This is a genomic window from Mycobacterium sp. NGS24 (assembly GCF_059813065.1).
Window position 1 is genome coordinate 116,591 of sequence record NZ_JCALDW010000011.1, and the last position, 14,844, is coordinate 131,434.

Sequence of the window (14,844 nt, forward strand, 5' to 3'; positions counted from 1 at the left end):
CGGTGGTAACGCTCACTGACGTCACCCCCTACCGGTAGCCTTTATCGCGATGACGGAACCCGAAGGCGTTACCTACGCATCGGCCGGGGTGGACATTGAAGCCGGTGACCGCGCTGTCGACTTGTTCAAGCCGCTGGCAACCAAGGCCACCAGACCCGAAGTACGTGGCGGTCTCGGCGGATTCGCCGGCCTGTTCGCGTTGCGCGGTGACTACCGCGAACCCGTGCTGGCCGCGTCCACCGACGGCGTGGGCACCAAGATCGCAGTCGCTCAGGCGATGGACAAGCACGACACCGTCGGCCTCGATCTGGTCGCCATGGTGGTCGACGACCTCGTCGTGTGCGGGGCCGAACCACTGTTTCTGCAGGACTACATCGCAGTCGGTCGCACCGTTCCGGAACGGGTGGCAGCGATCGTCAGCGGCATCGCCGAAGGGTGCGTGCGGGCGGGGTGCGCGCTGCTGGGCGGTGAGACCGCCGAGCATCCCGGCCTGATGGAGCCGGACCACTACGACATCTCGGCCACCGGCGTCGGGGTGGTCGAGGCCGACGACGTGTTGGGCCCGGACCGCGTCAAACCCGGTGACGTGATCATCGGGATGGGCTCGTCGGGGTTGCATTCCAACGGTTACTCGTTGGCCCGTTCGGTCCTGCTCGACATTGACCGGATGAACCTGGCCGGCTATGTGGAGGAATTCGGTCGCACGCTGGGCGAGGAACTACTGGAGCCCACGCTGATCTACGCCAAGGACTGCCTGGCGCTGGCCGCTGAGACCCAGGTCCGCACCTTCTGCCACGTCACGGGCGGCGGGCTGGCCGGCAACCTCGCGCGCGTCATCCCGCACGGGCTGGTCGCCGAGGTGGACCGCGGCACCTGGACACCCGCGCCGGTGTTCGCGATGATCGCCCAACGCGGCCGGGTTTCTCGGCCGGAGATGGAAAAGACCTTCAACATGGGGGTGGGCATGATTGCCGTCGTCGCACCCGAGGACACCGACCGAGCCCGGGCGATTCTGACTGCGCGCCACGTGAACTGCTGGGTGCTGGGCACCGTCTGCAAGGGCGGGAAGGAAGGCCCGCGGGCCAAGCTCGTCGGGCAGCACCCACGGTTCTAGGCGCAGACGCTGAATCGACCGTGCCGCTGCATGGGGCAGAGGCACGGTCGATGTGTCTGACCTAGGGTCGCCAGCCGTCCTCGTCGTCGTATGAATCGTCATCCCCACGGTCCGATTCATCGGTGCTCGTCCCGGACAGCTCGCGCTGAAGCCGCGTGAAGTCGGTTTGAGGGGAGCTGTATTTCAGTTCTCGAGCAACCTTGGTCTGCTTTGCCTTAGCCCGGCCGCGGCCCATGGGGGAACCCCCTCGCGAAATAACGGAGCGGCCTAACACGTAGGCGGCTCCGATCTCTTAGTGTCATTGTCCTGCCGATAGCTTACCGTGCCGCGCCGCTGCGCGTGGTCGCGCCCTGCCAGCCGGTCGCGAGATGGCGGATGTCACAGCCGATGCCCAGCGTCGGACATCATCGGCTGCCGCCGCGCAGCCGTTCGACCGCCAGCCGCCCGGCACCCACCTCATCGAGGGGCGGCAACGATTCGGCGTCAACCACCGCGGCCACCTTGCCGTCGGCCCCGGTCGACAACTCCGTATCGGCCGGTACGCCCCGTTTCAGCAACGCCAGTGCGACCGGGCCCAGGTCGACATGGTCGACCACCGTTCCCAGTCGTCCGACGGCACGCCCGCCGGCGGTGACGGGGTCACCGGTGGACGGCCGATCCCCGGAGCCGTCCAGGTGGAGCAACGCCAGCATCCGCGGCGGTTTGCCCAGATTCTGCACCCGCGCGACGGTCTCCTGGCCGCGATAACAGCCCTTGTCCAGGTGCACCGCTCCCTGGCCGGGGCCGCCGATCCACCGCACCTCATGCGGGATGGTCCGCTCGTCGGTGTCCACGCCCAGACGTGGACGCAGCGCGGGCGCCGGGTTGGTCACTCGATGCGCCTCATAGGCCCACACCCCGGCCGGCTGCACTCCCGCGCTGTGTAGCCGCTGCTGCCATCGCACCGAGTCGGCGCGCGGCACCAGCAGGTCCAGCGCGGTGGTGGCACCGGGCATCCGGCGCACGAAACCACCCCCGGCCAGCGGGACCGCCTGCCAGTCGGCGGGCAGGACGTCGATGCCCAGCACGTCGAGCACCGCTTTGTCGGCGAGTCGCGGACCGAGCAGCGACAACACCGCCAGGTCCGCGGCGGCCACCGTGACATCGGACCAGAAGACCATCTTGCTCAGGTAGGCCAGCAACGGCGGGCCCCGCCAAGGCTCGGTGTCGAGGTAGGTGATCCCGCCCAGTTCGGTCTGAAGCCAGTGGTCCTCGACGCGGCCCTGACCGTCCAGGCTGAGGTTCTGGGTGCCGGCGCCCTCGGGCAGCGCGCTGACGTGTTGGGTGGAAATGTTGTGCAGCCACGGCTGCCGGTCGTTACCGGCCAGCGTCAGCACGGCCCGATGCGACCGGTCCACCAGGACGGCGTCGGTGTCGCCGGCTCGCTGTTCACCCAGTGGGTCGCCGTAATGCCAGATCGCGCCGGCGTCGGGCCCGGGATCGGGGGCGGGGACTGGATTCACACATCAACTCTACGGCGGGTCGCCGTCGCCCTCGCCGAGCGTCACGCCAGCGTGACGCCCGCCCCTGAGCGTCACGCTGGCGTGACGCTCGGCGGGAAGTAATCGCTAGGCTGACCCCTCATGGCTGGTGTGGTGGTCACCCTCGACGGCACGATCGTCGATCCCGGGACGCCGTTGTTGCACGCCGACGACCTGGCCGCGGTTCGCGGCGACGGGGTCTTCGAGACGCTGCTGGTGCGCGATGGCAAGGCCTGCCTGGTCGAGTCGCACCTGCAGCGGTTGACCCAGTCCGCCAAGTTCATGGACCTGCCCGCCCCCGACCTGCCCGGGTGGCGCCGTGCGATCGACGTGGCGACCCGCCGGTGGGTGTCGACCACCGCCGACGAAGCGGCGCTGCGGCTGATCTACAGCCGCGGCCGGGAAGGAGGTTCGGACCCTACCGCGTATGTCGCGGTCAATCCCGTCCCGGACCGTGTGGCCGCGGTGCGCTGCGACGGCGTAGCGGCGATCACGCTGGATCGGGGGTTGCCGGCCAAGGGAATCGACGCGATGCCGTGGCTGCTGGCCGGTGCCAAGACGCTGTCGTACGCGGTGAACATGGCGGTCCTGCGCCACGCCGCCCGCCAAGGCGCCGGCGACGTCGTCTTCGTCAGTACGGATGGCTTCATCCTGGAGGGTCCGCGCTCGACGGTAATCATCGCGGCCGCCGGCGAGAACGGCAGTCCACTTCTGCTCACACCGCCGCCATGGTTTCCCATCTTGCGGGGCACCACCCAACAGGCGCTGTTCGAGGTCGCCCGCAGCGCCGGCTACGACTGTGACTACCGCGCCCTGCGCGTTACGGATTTAGTTGCCGCCCAAGGTATTTGGCTTATCTCGAGCATGACGCTGGCCGCCCGGGTGCACACCTTGGACGGGCAGCGGTTGCGCCGTTCGCCGTTCGCCGACACCTTCGCCGAACTCGTCGACGCCGCGATCATCAGCGATCGGTGACCGCGCCTGCCCTGCGAAATTAAAAGGCTGGCAACCCTTTCGGAGTCGATGGTAGTTTCGTCAGTACACAGGAAAGGAGGTGGTCCGCGAATTGATAGCGTCATGGACATGTGAGGTGGCTGCGCGCTAGCTGCACGGCTCGGAAGAGTCAGCGAGCAACGCGCGCTGGCGAATTTCCCGCAGCCACCCGGCCCCCGAGCCTCCGGTCTGTCCAACCGGAGAACGGCTCGGGGGCCGCTCCATCTGTGGGCCGGGCGGGCCGGTGCGTCGCTACCTGACCGCCTTGGCCGCCATCTGTTCGACGAGCCGGCCGGCTTGATCGGTGACGTCGTTGTTGCCACACGCCTCGACCTCGACCACCAGCGCACCGGTTGCGCTGAGGGCGTGCTGGCATGTCCGGCCGCTGGGCTCGGTGCGGGTCTGGCTGATCTTTGCTTCGGCGCCGGTGACGTCGCCGAAAGTCCATTCACCGCTCTTGCCCGAGTTGGTGATTTTGACAGTCTTGGTGGCGCAGGCACGCCATCTCGTAGCAGACCCCTCTATGAAGGCGCGTGCCTTCTCAGCCGAAGGGAACTGCGCCACCGCTTGAATGACCCGGTGCGCCGGGATCTCTCCGCGGGTATGCACGACCTCATTGCGCGTCGCGGTGGGCCCGTGCGGGCGATACACCGATTCCTGGAACGGCTCGAAAGCCGACAGGCACTCCTGATCCGACAGGGTTCCCTGCGGCGCGCGCAGTCCGTCGGCGCGCTGACCGACCTCCATGTTCGGATCACCCAGGACATTCCCGATGTCGGCTACGTCGAGCAGGACGGACTGGATTTCCGCCGGCGCTGACGCACCGGTCTCCGCGGCGGTCGAGGCAGCGCCGGGTTTTGCCGCGGGCCTCTTACTGCCTCCGCCGCCGGCGAACACCACGACCAATACGATCGCCACCACCGCGGCCACCGCGGCACCGCCGATGAGCAGTAGCTTGCTGCCAGACTTCCCGCCGGTGCCGGGCGCGGGGCCGGGACTGACCGCCGGGGGCGGGGGCGATTTGGGCAGGGCGGCCTGGGTCGCGGCGTCGGCCGCGGGTGCCGGCCGTGGTCCGGCTACGGACGGTCCGGCCGGTGAACCGTCTCTGGCCTCGATCTCGGCCAGCACGTTGTCGATCTCGGTGCGGGTGCGGTAGGTGACGTCGTGCCGCATCCGCAACATACGCAGGAGTTGGGCGATGTCGCTGCGGGCGCTGGGATCCGAGCCGTCCTCGTCGAGCCCGGACCGCAACTCGACCAGCAACTGCATCTGCTGCTGCGGGGTGAGCTCCTTCTCCGACAGGGTGTTGCCCAGCCGCATGATGTAGCCGAACGGCAACGGCGGCTCCTCGGGCAGCGGTGCGGGCAGCGGCGGCGCCTTCTCCTGCAGGGCGTGAATCGCGGTGACCAGTCCGATGCCGGCCTCGACCGTCGGGTTCTGGTAGTCGATGATCTGCAGCGCCGAGACCGGATTGACCCGCACGCTGTCCACCGGCCCCACCTGGACGGGCAGGATCGGACGGTTCAGCGCCTGGGCGTAGCGCAGCTCGGCCTGACTTGGCTTGGACTGCAACCAGTTGTTGGACAGCGCGACGATGAAGACGTCGCAGGAGCGGATCTGCTCCAGGATGGAGTTCCACCACGCGTCCCCACCGCCGAGTTCCTGGTCGAACCAGACCTTTTGTTGGGCTCTTTTCAGGGCGGTCGTCAGCGCTTCGAGCGACGTCCTGTCTTGGCTCGAGTAGCTGATGAAGATGGCCACAGCGGACTCCTCAACGGAAGGGAAGGGAAGGGTGCGGGAGGCAGATACGCCGAAACCGTGAGGCGACGGTAGCGCATGGCATCAGCGGCAGCAATCGATTCCGGCAAACTCTCGGACACGACCCGGCACAGTGACGTGTCAGTCGCCGTCGCGGAGCTGCGCGTCGACGGGCGGGTGATATTCGGCGTAGCGCTGACCGAACTCGTGCCCCGGCACCGGCCACTGCTCACCCTCGCCGCCGCGGACCACCCAATCACCCTCCGCGGCCGTTGTCGGACCCTCCAGGGTGTTGATCGTCTCCCCGGCCTGGGCCGGGCGGGCCTGCACACGTCCCTTGCGGCGCCACTGGCCGTCACCGGCCGGCTCGTAGGTGAGCTGGAAGATGTCGTCGCGCACCGACCAGGTCTTGCCATCGGAGTGCACGGCCCAGTCGCCGGGCTCGGCCTGCATCGTGGCACCCGCATCCGACTGCCAGGTCCACGGTTCGTTGCGCTGCTCGGCGGCCACCGTCCCGGTCCGGGTGAAGGGGCGCCACAGTGGGCGGGACCGGTAGCCGAGCTGACGCAGGCTCCACAGGGTGGCGGCCAGGCTGCGCACCGCGGCGTCCAGCAGGTCGGGGTCGCTTTCGACCTCAGACCAGTCGACGAGCTTGTTGTGGATTTTGCGGGCGTCGTCGCGCGGTACCCCGTATTTCCAGCCGTTGCGCCGGTAGTAGCGGCACCAGTCTTCGTGCTCGGCACGTGCCATCGCCAGGGCCGCGGACCGGTCGAACCCCAGCAGCGAAAGCTGTTCCAGCGCAGGAGAATCCGCCATATCTTGACCGGAAAGCTGGGCGGGTGGATTGCCCCAGGTGTTCCAGGTGTGGCCGGCGATCTGCTCGACCATCCACAAGGCGTTGCGCACCTGGCGGCGGTTCGAGCCCCGGTAGAATTCGTCGAGTTCGCTCCACGGCACCGCCGCGGGACCCCGCGGCCAACTGGGATCGATGGTTGCGACGTAGCGCTCGTGAATGAGCCGTGCCGCCCGCTCCCAGGCGTCCTGGATCTGGCCTTCCCGGGTGTCGAGCACCAGCGAGTAGGACTGCAGCATCCCGACTACCTGAATCGAGTCGTCGGCGATGCTGGTGTTGAGGTCGGAGGTGAAAATGGGCATGTCGGGGAAGCGGGCGGCCAGCCTGGTGCCGGTGGTTGCGGTGTGGGTGTCCACCAGGATCAGCGCGCACGAGACGGAGTCGGTGTCGCCGATCAGACTCAGCATGGTCGGGATGGTCGGCGCCTCCGACACGGCGTCGATCGCTGGGCCGTCGGAAGCGAAGCCGGCCTGCCGGCGATAGAAGTGATGGTCCCTGAGGTACTCCTCGGCGTCTCGTTCCACCAGGGTCAGCGCTGGCAGCGGGTGCGCCCCCGGCGGGGTGTAGAACTCGCGCTCCAGCGCGCGGCGGGTCAGGTCCGCGCACAGGGCCAACGTCAATTGCGAAGTGCCGCAGACGAATACACGTTTGGTATGGCCGGTGGCGATGATGCCGTCCAACAGTCGGCTCGCGGTGACCTCGTACTTGCCGACTACGTCCGCGGCCCACCGGGTGTCAGAGCCACCGAACTGCTGGGCCCGCCATGCCTCAGCCAGCCACGGGTCGTCGATGCGCACGATCAGCGGCAGGCGCCGCTTGTCCGCCACCTCCGCGAGCCGCCGACCGATCAGGTCGAGCCACAACAGGTTGACGGCCGGATCGGGGGCCATCAGGTAGAGCCGGCCCAGGTGACGCCACAGCCGCAGCGACACCAGCGTCGATGGTGTGTTGAAGTCCACCAGCACCACCCGGGCGCCGAGTCTGCGGACCCGTTGCACGCGATCGTCGCCGGCGCTGGTGATGACCACCAGGGTGCTGCGCCGGTCCAGCGTGCGTGCCACGCCGCTGACCATCGATTCGGTGTCGTCGTCGACGCCGACGATCGCGGTGACCGAATTGGCGAAGTTGGCCCGCAGCCGGTCCACCTGCGCCCGGAACACGCCGACCAGCGCTCCGCCGAGGCCGGTGAAGATCGCTGAAACCGCTGCCATACGGGCTAATTCGAGGCCGACCGGGGTGGGCTCGGGACAGACGTGACCGGCCAGGGAGTAGTCGCCGCTGCTGCCTTTGATCAGCTGGGCGGTCAGCATCAGCGGCGTGAAGACGGCCGGGTGGTTCGCGTCGTGGCAGTTCCAGTAGGCGCTGAGGCCCAGGATCGCGCTCACGCTGATGAGCACCGCGATCACGCTGAACGAGACACCCACCACCCGGTGGCTGGCGTTGGAGCGGAAGGTCAGGACGCAGACGGCGACCAGCACGCCCACCGCGATCGCGGTCGTCGACATCGATCCCGGCCGGCCGAACCAGCGCAGCTCCGGGGGCAGCGCGGCCAGGATGCCGGGCTCGAACGCGACCGCGGCCAGATAGGCGATCAGCACCACCGCCACGGTGGACAGGGTCCAGCGCAGGTGGCGCGGTACGGTCCTGGTCTGCCGCATCCGTCAGCCGACGTAGCGGGCCAGCCGCGCCGACAGGTGCGGCACCAGGGCGCCGTCGGCGTCTACGCGCTCCTCGACGTAGCCCAGATCGCCACCTTCGACGATGCCGTAGAGCCGTTTGGCCCCGCCGACCAGCACGCCCGACCGGCTGCGTGCCAGCGCATCGGTGGCCAGCTCCCACGACGACTGGGTGAGCGGCCGGCCGTAGAACAGTTCGACGTATCCCGACGAGTGCGCCAGCAGCAGCTCGATCGCCGTGGACTCGGTCGGGTCGTCGGGGTCGCTGACGAAACGCCAGAAACCCGACTCGCGCAGCCCGGGCTCGTCGTAGCCGCCCGATTCGTTCAGGCGCCACGAGCGGGCTTCCCAGTTCAGGTAGTCGCCGCCGTCGTGCGAGACCACGATCTGCTGGCCGAATCGGTAATCGCCGTGTGTTCCGCGGCCCTCACCCTCGCCGCGCCACACCCCGACCAGCGGCAGCAACGCCAGCAGCGCGTCGTTCAGGCTGGCGCCCTCGCGCAGGTTGGCGGTGTCGGAGGGGAGCGGCAGGTCGTCGAACGCGGGAATGTTGCGGGCAGCGGTCAGCTTGGCGCGTTCGGCCGCGGCGGCGACAGCACGGTCCGCCGAACCCGCCGCGTCGTCTGCCGCGGCATCGCCGTCGTTGGGGGTCACGACTCGTCGGTGATCAACCGGTACAGCGCATACAGCGCAAACCAGGAGATGACCCCGGTCGCCAGGACCAGCATGATCTCGAAGAACAGCACCACGACGCCGAGTCTATTCGCCGCAGCCGCGTGACTTCGCAGGCGGTCAGGCGATCTTGATGTCCACCTCGTGGACGCCGGCGCCCTGCGGTGCCACCGCGGCGTCTCCGTTGCCCAGCTTGGACAGCGCCCGCAACGTCCACGAACCGGGCGCGGCGAAGAACCGGAAATCGCCGGTGGCCGAGGCGACGACCTCCGCGGTGAACTCGTCGGAGGCGTCCAGCAGACGCACGAAGGCGCCACCCACGGCTTGACCGTCCCGGTCGACGACCCGACCGGTGATCACGGTTTCCTTCTCCAAGTCGACGCTGGCGGGCAACGTCAGTCCTTGCTTTGGCGCAGAGCACATGTCAGCTTCCCAACTCGATCGGGGCACCCACCAGGGAGCCGTATTCCGTCCAACTGCCGTCGTAGTTCTTCACGTTCTGGTGTCCGAGCAGCTCCTGCAGCACGAACCAGGTGTGCGACGATCGTTCCCCGATTCGGCAGTAGGCAATCGTTTCCTTGGTGCCGTCCAGGCCGGCGTCGGCATACAACTTGGCCAGCTGATCGTCGGACTTGAACGTGCCGTCCTCGTTGGCCGTCCTGCTCCACGGCACGTTGATGGCGCTGGGGACGTGGCCGGGCCGCTGGCTCTGTTCCTGCGGCAGGTGCGCCGGGGCCAGGATCTTGCCGGAGAACTCGTCGGGCGAACGCACGTCGATGAGGTTCTTGGTGCCGATGGCCGCGATCACCTCGTCGCGGAAGGCGCGGATCGAATTGTCCGGCGCGGCGGCCGTATAGGAGGTCGCGGGCCGGTCGACCGGATCGCTGGACAACGGCCGGCCGTCGAGTTCCCACTTCTTGCGCCCGCCGTCGAGCAACTTCACCTTCTCGTGGCCGTACAGCTTGAAATACCAGTAGGCATAGGCGGCGAACCAGTTGTTGTTGCCGCCGTAGAGGATCACGGTGTCGTCGTTGGAGATGCCGCGGTCGGAGAGCAGCTTGGAGAACTGCTGTGCGTCGACGAAGTCGCGCTTGACCGGGTCCTGCAGGTCGCTGCGCCAGTCCAGCTTGATCGCGCCGGGCAGGTGACCGCCGTCATATGCGCTGGTGTCCTCGTCGACCTCGACGAAGACGACGCCTGCGGCATCCAGATTGCTCTCCGCCCAGTCGGCGGAGACCAGGACGTCGGAGCGTGCCATGGTGGGATCCTTTCGATTTCTCTTTGTGAATTTTCGAGCGCTAGCCGACCGCTGGGCGGCGCGGACGTCCACGCACTCGGGCGGTGGTAGTGCTCGACACGGACTTACTCCTAGGTATGCCTGTTGCGCATGGGGAGATGCCACGGGGGGATTCCGGGCTGCTCCGAGTGCTGCGCAGATGAGGCGCGGCTACTCAGCAGCTACAGCAACAGCAACAACCCGCTGTGCGGCACAGGTCGACTGTGCGGCACTTGGTGAGCAGAAGCTCGGCGCGGGCTGACACGTCGGTCAGCTTACCCAATGACATAGTGATCAAGCCAACAGCGATAACCGGACCGAAGCTCAGGACTGTTTGAAGTCGTCGAGTCGGATGGTGACGTTGTTGGTGATGCCTTCGATGATGACGTCGGATCCGCGGGCCCCGACGGTGTTCGGCGCCACGCCGAACGGCAATTTCTGGCTGTACAACCTGCCGGTGAAGGCGCGCAGTACCGCGGTCAGCTTGTCATCCGGAACGCGCTGGTCGGCGGTGTCGGGGCCGGTCAGCACACCGGTGGGGGTGATGACCAGCGTCGCGGGGTCCTCGGCGGCGATGGACAGGTCCACCGACACGCTGACGCGGTGGTCGAAGTCCGCCGATTTCGGGGTGCCGCTGAACACCAGTCCGTGGCTGCCGGATATTCCGGACTCGGTGGTCCCGCCGGTGGCGTCGTTGGACTCCTGCGGGGGTGCCTCCACCATGAGGTCGGTGATGCCCAGGTAGCGGCCCAAGTGCACCGAGTCGATGATGATGCGGCTCTCCAGCTCGCCCACCGGAATTTTGGCGTCCGGCCTGATCAGCCAGGATGCGTCGGTCAGGTCCACCGCGTGCATGGTGGCCTCGAGCAGTGCCCGGCCGACCGCCGGCTGGTCTCCCGTGTAGGCCTTGATCTCCAGCTCGTTGTAGCGGTGGTTCATCGCCTGCGGAATGAACGGGAAGGCCAGGATCGCCACGAACGGATCGGAGCCCAGGTCGGCGGCGTGGCGAACTGCGGTCGAGAGCCGGTATTCGGCGTAGATGCTGGCGCCGTAATCGACGCCGAGGGCACCGAACCCGACCACACCGACAGTGATCGCCGCGGCGGTAGCACCGACCAGCATCTTGCGCATCGCCATATTGTGACATCGCCGGGGGGCATGTTGCATTGGTCACAACCGCCGCGCGGCGGCGAATCCGCTGGTCTAACCGCTGGTACCGGTGGGCCGCGACGCCCTGTCAGAAGGCCAAAGACCAGGTGGCACGTTATCGTTAGATGTTCTGGCCGCTAACGCGATGTGTCGCGATGTGCCTGGAGGCCTTACCCACGAACGCTGGAGGGGCTTGTTGGAGCTACTACTGCTGACCTCGGAGCTGTATTCCGATCCGGTCCTACCGTCGCTGTCGCTGCTCCCTCACTCCGTGCGGACGGCGCCGGCGGAAGCTTCTTCGCTGTTGGAGGCAGGCAACGCGGATGTCGTCCTGGTCGATGCGCGTAACGACCTGTCGGGGGCGCGCGGTCTGTGCCGGCTGTTGAGTACGGCCGGTAGGTCGGTCCCGGTGCTGGCCGTGGTCAGCGAAGGCGGGCTGGTGGCGGTCAGTGCCGATTGGGGTCTGGACGAGATCCTGTTGCCCAGTACCGGGCCGGCCGAGATCGATGCCCGGTTGCGGCTGGTGGTCGGTCGGCGCGGAGGTCTGGCCGATCAGGAAAGCGTCGGCAAGGTCAGTTTGGGCGAATTGGTGATCGACGAAGGCACCTACACCGCCCGACTGCGCGGCCGTCCGCTCGACCTCACCTACAAAGAGTTCGAACTGCTCAAGTACCTGGCCCAGCACGCCGGCCGGGTGTTCACCCGTGCTCAGTTACTGCACGAGGTGTGGGGATACGACTTTTTCGGCGGCACCCGCACTGTCGATGTGCATGTCCGCAGGCTGCGCGCCAAATTGGGCTCCGAGCACGAAGCCCTGATCGGCACTGTCCGCAACGTCGGTTACAAGGCGGTTCGGCCTGCGCGCGGTCGTCCGGCGGCCGCCGAGTCCGAGGACGAAACCGAGGCAGACGGTCTGCAGGACCCGCTGGCCGACCCGTTGCGCAGTCAGTGACCACCCTGACCTGGCGCTCGGCGCTGACCGCCGAGGACCAACGCGCGATCCGTGAGATCATCAGCGCGGCAACAGAATTCGATGAGGTCGCGCCGGTCGGAGAACAGGTGCTGCGGGAGCTGCCGCAGCAGCGCACTCATCATCTGCTGGCCGTCGAGGGTGATGACGGCGGTGCCGTCGTCGGGTACCTCAATCTCACGCCCGCGCGAGATGACGCCGCCGCGATGGCCGAACTGGTCGTGCACCCGCAGCACCGGCAGCGTGGCATCGGGACCGCGCTGGCGCGCTCGGCCCTGGACAAATCGGGTGGTGGCAACCAGTTCTGGGCGCACGGCACGCTGGCGGCGGCCCGGGCCACCGCCGCGGCGCTGGATCTGGTCGCCGTGCGGGAACTGCTGCAGATGCGACGTCCGCTGCGCGACGCGCCCGCCCCGGTGCACCCCGATCGGCTGCGTGGGTTGCGGATCCGTACCTACGCCGGCCCGTCCGACGACGACGAGTTGCTGCGCGTGAACAACGCTGCGTTCTCCTACCACCCGGAGCAGGGGGGTTGGACCGAACGAGATCTCGACGAGCGGCGCGGCGAGCCGTGGTTCGATCCCGACGGGCTGTTCCTGGCGTACTCGGCCGCCCCCGCGGACGGAGACGAGAGACTGCTGGGCTTTCACTGGACCAAGGTGCATCCCGGCACCGCGGGATTGGGGGAGGTTTATGTGCTGGGCGTCGACCCCGCCGCGCAGGGCCGTGGACTGGGGCAGACGCTGACGTCGATCGGCCTGGCCTCGTTGGCGCAGCGGCTGGCTGACCGGCCCGAACCCACCGCGCTGCTGTACGTGGAATCCGACAACAAGGCCGCGGTGCGGACCTACGAGAAGACGGGTTTCTCCGTCTACAGCGTCGACACCGCCTACGCGGCCGCCACCTGAGCATCGCCATGATGACGCCGAACCCAGCCGACGCAGGTTCGGGCGAGGTCGTGGCCGCGCCCTTTCCCGAACCACCGGTCATTCCGCTCAGTTCACGGGGGCTCCCCGAACCCCGCCTGGCGGATCGGCTTTTTCGACGGCTGTCCGCGGCCTCCGGGGCGCTGATCGTCGTCCTGCTCTCAGCCATCGGCGTCGTCCTGCTCCTGCGGGCCTTACCTGCGCTGTCGCGCAATCGGGAGAATTTCTTCACCTACGCCGGCACCTGGATCACCACCGATGCCGCGACGCTGCGATTCGGCATTCTGGAGCAGCTGCAGGTTACGGTCTTCGTGTCCTTGTTCGCGCTGGTCGTGGCGCTGCCGGTGGCGCTGGGGGTGGCGCTCTACCTCACCCACTACGCGCCGCAGTCGCTGGTCGCGCCGCTGTCGTACCTGGTCGACCTGCTGGCTGCGGTGCCCTCGATCATCTACGGCGTGTGGGGCCTGCACGTGCTTGCGCCCCAGCTGCGTCCGGCGGCCGGCTGGCTCAACGCCCACCTGGGTCAGTGGTCTCTGTTCGCCGCCGGTGACGGGTCGATCAGCGGTGGCGGCACCCTGTTCACCGCCGGGATCGTGCTGGCGGTGATGATCCTGCCGATCATCACCGCAGTCACCCGTGAAGTGTTCGCCCAGACACCACCGGACCAGATCGAGGCCGCGCAGGCTCTCGGCGCCACCCGGTGGGAAGTGGTCAAGTCGACCGTGCTGCCCTTCGGGCGATCCGGCTTCGTCAGCGGCGCGGCCTTGGGTCTGGGCCGCGCCCTGGGGGAGACGATGGCGCTGCTGATCATCCTGCGTGGCACCCGCGAGGAGTTCGGCTGGTCGCTGTTCGACGGCGGCTCGACCCTCGCCACCAAGATCGCCGCCAACGCACCCGAATTCGACAACCATTACCGCGCCGGTGCCTACATTGCTGCCGGGCTGGTGCTGTTCCTCCTCACGTTCGTGGTCAACGCGCTGGCGCGGCGCGCCGTGTCCGGGTCGCGGGCCGGGGGAGCGCGATGACCTCCTTCCTGGACCGCCCCCTGAAGTGGCGAAAAATCTCGGGTCTCAGTCGGCGCCGCCGATTCGCCGACCGGGTGGCCACCCTGCTGGTGAACGCAGCGATGCTGCTGGCCTTGGCGCCGCTGGTGTGGGTGCTGTGCGCGGTGGTGGTCCGCGGGATGAAGGCACTCGGCTCCAGCTGCTGGTGGACGCATTCCCAGGCGGGTATCTCGGTCTCGACGGCCGGCGGCGGGGCTCTGCACGCGATCGTCGGCACGCTGCTGCTGGGGCTGGTGTGTGCGGTGATCTCGATTCCGCTCGGGATCTCGATCGGGATTTATCTCGCCGAGTACGGGGGCGACGGTGCGATGGCGCGCCTGGTCACGTTCACGGTGGACATCCTGGCCGGGTTGCCGTCGATAGTGGCGGCCCTGTTCATCTACGCGGTGTGGGTCGCGGTGTTGGGTCTGCCGCGCTCGCAGTTCGCGGTGGCGCTGGCGCTGGTGGTCCTGATGTTGCCGGTGATCGCACGGGCCACCGAGGAGATGTTGGGGATCGTCCCGGTCGACCTTCGCGAAGCCAGTTACGCGCTGGGAATACCGAAGTGGAAGACCATCTCCAGGGTGGTACTCCCGACCGGCCTGTCCGGCATCCTGGCCGGCATCATGCTGGCCTTGGCCCGGGTGTTGGGCGAGACATCACCGCTGCTGGTCCTGGTCAGTTACTCGAGCGCGACGAAGTTCGATATCTTCGGCGGGTTCATGGGCTCGTTGCCCGGCATGATCTATCACCAGACGAATGCGGGCGCCGGTGAGAATCCGGTTCCCACGGATGCACTGTGGGGTGCCGCGCTGACTCTGGTCCTGTTGATTGCGATGATCAACGTCGGGGCCAGGGTGGTCGCGAGAGTTCTCGCCCCGAAGAAGGCGTGAC

Annotated in this window: 14 protein-coding genes; 6 read left to right on the forward strand and 8 right to left on the reverse strand. The window is 67.8% G+C overall.

Annotated elements, in window-relative coordinates; genetic code table 11:
- Positions 1-49: 49 nt before the first annotated feature.
- Positions 50-1,114, forward strand: coding sequence for a phosphoribosylformylglycinamidine cyclo-ligase (purM, locus tag AC5Y6Y_RS16000; RefSeq protein WP_463828460.1), 1,065 nt, complete (start codon positions 50-52; stop codon positions 1,112-1,114).
- A gap of 61 nt (positions 1,115-1,175) precedes the next feature.
- Here purM and AC5Y6Y_RS16005 read toward each other — a convergent pair whose 3' ends face one another.
- Both AC5Y6Y_RS16005 and ygfZ read right to left on the reverse strand, forming a co-directional pair.
- Entirely contained in the window at positions 1,176-1,349 is a 174-nt protein-coding gene (locus AC5Y6Y_RS16005) for a DUF3073 domain-containing protein (protein WP_463828461.1), read from the reverse strand.
- A 169-nt stretch (positions 1,350-1,518) separates the two neighbouring features.
- The gene (gene ygfZ / locus AC5Y6Y_RS16010) at positions 1,519-2,616 is read right to left on the reverse strand and encodes a CAF17-like 4Fe-4S cluster assembly/insertion protein YgfZ (protein ID WP_499930119.1); all 1,098 of its coding nucleotides are present in this window, start codon (positions 2,614-2,616) and stop codon (positions 1,519-1,521) included.
- Positions 2,617-2,745: 129 nt separating this feature from the next.
- On the opposite strand from ygfZ, the gene AC5Y6Y_RS16015 reads away from it, so the two are divergent.
- Positions 2,746-3,609 carry an aminodeoxychorismate lyase gene (locus AC5Y6Y_RS16015; RefSeq protein ID WP_499919514.1) on the forward strand — a complete coding sequence of 288 codons (864 nt, stop codon included), beginning with the start codon at positions 2,746-2,748 and terminating at the stop codon, positions 3,607-3,609.
- 270 nt (positions 3,610-3,879) lie between these two features.
- Here AC5Y6Y_RS16015 and AC5Y6Y_RS16020 read toward each other — a convergent pair whose 3' ends face one another.
- From AC5Y6Y_RS16020 to lmeA, 6 genes are all read right to left on the reverse strand, one after another.
- Positions 3,880-5,388 carry a sensor domain-containing protein gene (locus AC5Y6Y_RS16020; protein ID WP_499919473.1) on the reverse strand — a complete coding sequence of 503 codons (1,509 nt, stop codon included), beginning with the start codon at positions 5,386-5,388 and terminating at the stop codon, positions 3,880-3,882.
- 138 nt (positions 5,389-5,526) lie between these two features.
- Complete coding sequence (locus AC5Y6Y_RS16025; RefSeq protein WP_499919475.1) at positions 5,527-7,896, reverse strand: hypothetical protein; 2,370 nt, start codon at positions 7,894-7,896, stop codon at positions 5,527-5,529.
- Positions 7,897-7,899: 3 nt separating this feature from the next.
- Positions 7,900-8,568 (reverse strand): heme-binding beta-barrel domain-containing protein, encoded by a 669-nt coding sequence (locus tag AC5Y6Y_RS16030; protein ID WP_463828465.1) that lies wholly within the window; start codon positions 8,566-8,568, stop codon positions 7,900-7,902.
- Positions 8,569-8,706: 138 nt separating this feature from the next.
- Positions 8,707-9,009 (reverse strand): DUF1416 domain-containing protein, encoded by a 303-nt coding sequence (locus AC5Y6Y_RS16035; RefSeq protein ID WP_463828466.1) that lies wholly within the window; start codon positions 9,007-9,009, stop codon positions 8,707-8,709.
- Position 9,010: 1 nt separating this feature from the next.
- Positions 9,011-9,844, reverse strand: a complete 834-nt coding sequence (locus AC5Y6Y_RS16040; RefSeq protein ID WP_463828467.1) for a sulfurtransferase — start codon at positions 9,842-9,844, stop codon at positions 9,011-9,013.
- Between the two features lie 342 nt (positions 9,845-10,186).
- On the reverse strand, positions 10,187-10,999 hold the full coding sequence (gene lmeA / locus AC5Y6Y_RS16045) for a mannan chain length control protein LmeA (RefSeq protein ID WP_499919476.1): 813 nt from the start codon (positions 10,997-10,999) through the stop codon (positions 10,187-10,189).
- 205 nt (positions 11,000-11,204) lie between these two features.
- On the opposite strand from lmeA, the gene AC5Y6Y_RS16050 reads away from it, so the two are divergent.
- Genes AC5Y6Y_RS16050 through pstA form a run of 4 tightly spaced genes read left to right on the forward strand, consistent with a single transcriptional unit; the run spans position 11,205 to position 14,843 of the window.
- Complete coding sequence (locus AC5Y6Y_RS16050) at positions 11,205-11,963, forward strand: winged helix-turn-helix transcriptional regulator (protein WP_463828469.1); 759 nt, start codon at positions 11,205-11,207, stop codon at positions 11,961-11,963.
- Positions 11,960-12,889, forward strand: coding sequence for a mycothiol synthase (gene mshD / locus AC5Y6Y_RS16055; RefSeq protein ID WP_499919477.1), 930 nt, complete (start codon positions 11,960-11,962; stop codon positions 12,887-12,889). The genes AC5Y6Y_RS16050 and mshD overlap by 4 nt, the downstream gene beginning before the upstream one ends.
- 8 nt (positions 12,890-12,897) lie before the next feature.
- Positions 12,898-13,932 (forward strand): phosphate ABC transporter permease subunit PstC, encoded by a 1,035-nt coding sequence (pstC, locus tag AC5Y6Y_RS16060; protein ID WP_499919479.1) that lies wholly within the window; start codon positions 12,898-12,900, stop codon positions 13,930-13,932.
- Positions 13,929-14,843, forward strand: a complete 915-nt coding sequence (gene pstA / locus AC5Y6Y_RS16065) for a phosphate ABC transporter permease PstA (RefSeq protein ID WP_499919480.1) — start codon at positions 13,929-13,931, stop codon at positions 14,841-14,843. Before pstC ends, pstA begins: the two co-directional genes overlap by 4 nt.
- The last annotated feature ends 1 nt before the right edge of the window (position 14,844 follow it).

Bases quoted from the DNA above. Each gene is read 5' to 3' on its own strand.
- AC5Y6Y_RS16025 (WP_499919475.1), bottom strand. From the start codon at position 7,896: ATGCGGCAGACCAGGACCGTACCGCGCCACCTGCGCTGGACCCTGTCC.
- pstA (WP_499919480.1), top strand. From the start codon at position 13,929: ATGACCTCCTTCCTGGACCGCCCCCTGAAGTGGCGAAAAATCTCGGGT.
- AC5Y6Y_RS16005 (WP_463828461.1), bottom strand. From the start codon at position 1,349: ATGGGCCGCGGCCGGGCTAAGGCAAAGCAGACCAAGGTTGCTCGAGAA.
- purM (WP_463828460.1), top strand. From the start codon at position 50: ATGACGGAACCCGAAGGCGTTACCTACGCATCGGCCGGGGTGGACATT.
- pstC (WP_499919479.1), top strand. From the start codon at position 12,898: ATGATGACGCCGAACCCAGCCGACGCAGGTTCGGGCGAGGTCGTGGCC.
- AC5Y6Y_RS16040 (WP_463828467.1), bottom strand. From the start codon at position 9,844: ATGGCACGCTCCGACGTCCTGGTCTCCGCCGACTGGGCGGAGAGCAAT.
- AC5Y6Y_RS16035 (WP_463828466.1), bottom strand. From the start codon at position 9,009: ATGTGCTCTGCGCCAAAGCAAGGACTGACGTTGCCCGCCAGCGTCGAC.
- lmeA (WP_499919476.1), bottom strand. From the start codon at position 10,999: ATGGCGATGCGCAAGATGCTGGTCGGTGCTACCGCCGCGGCGATCACT.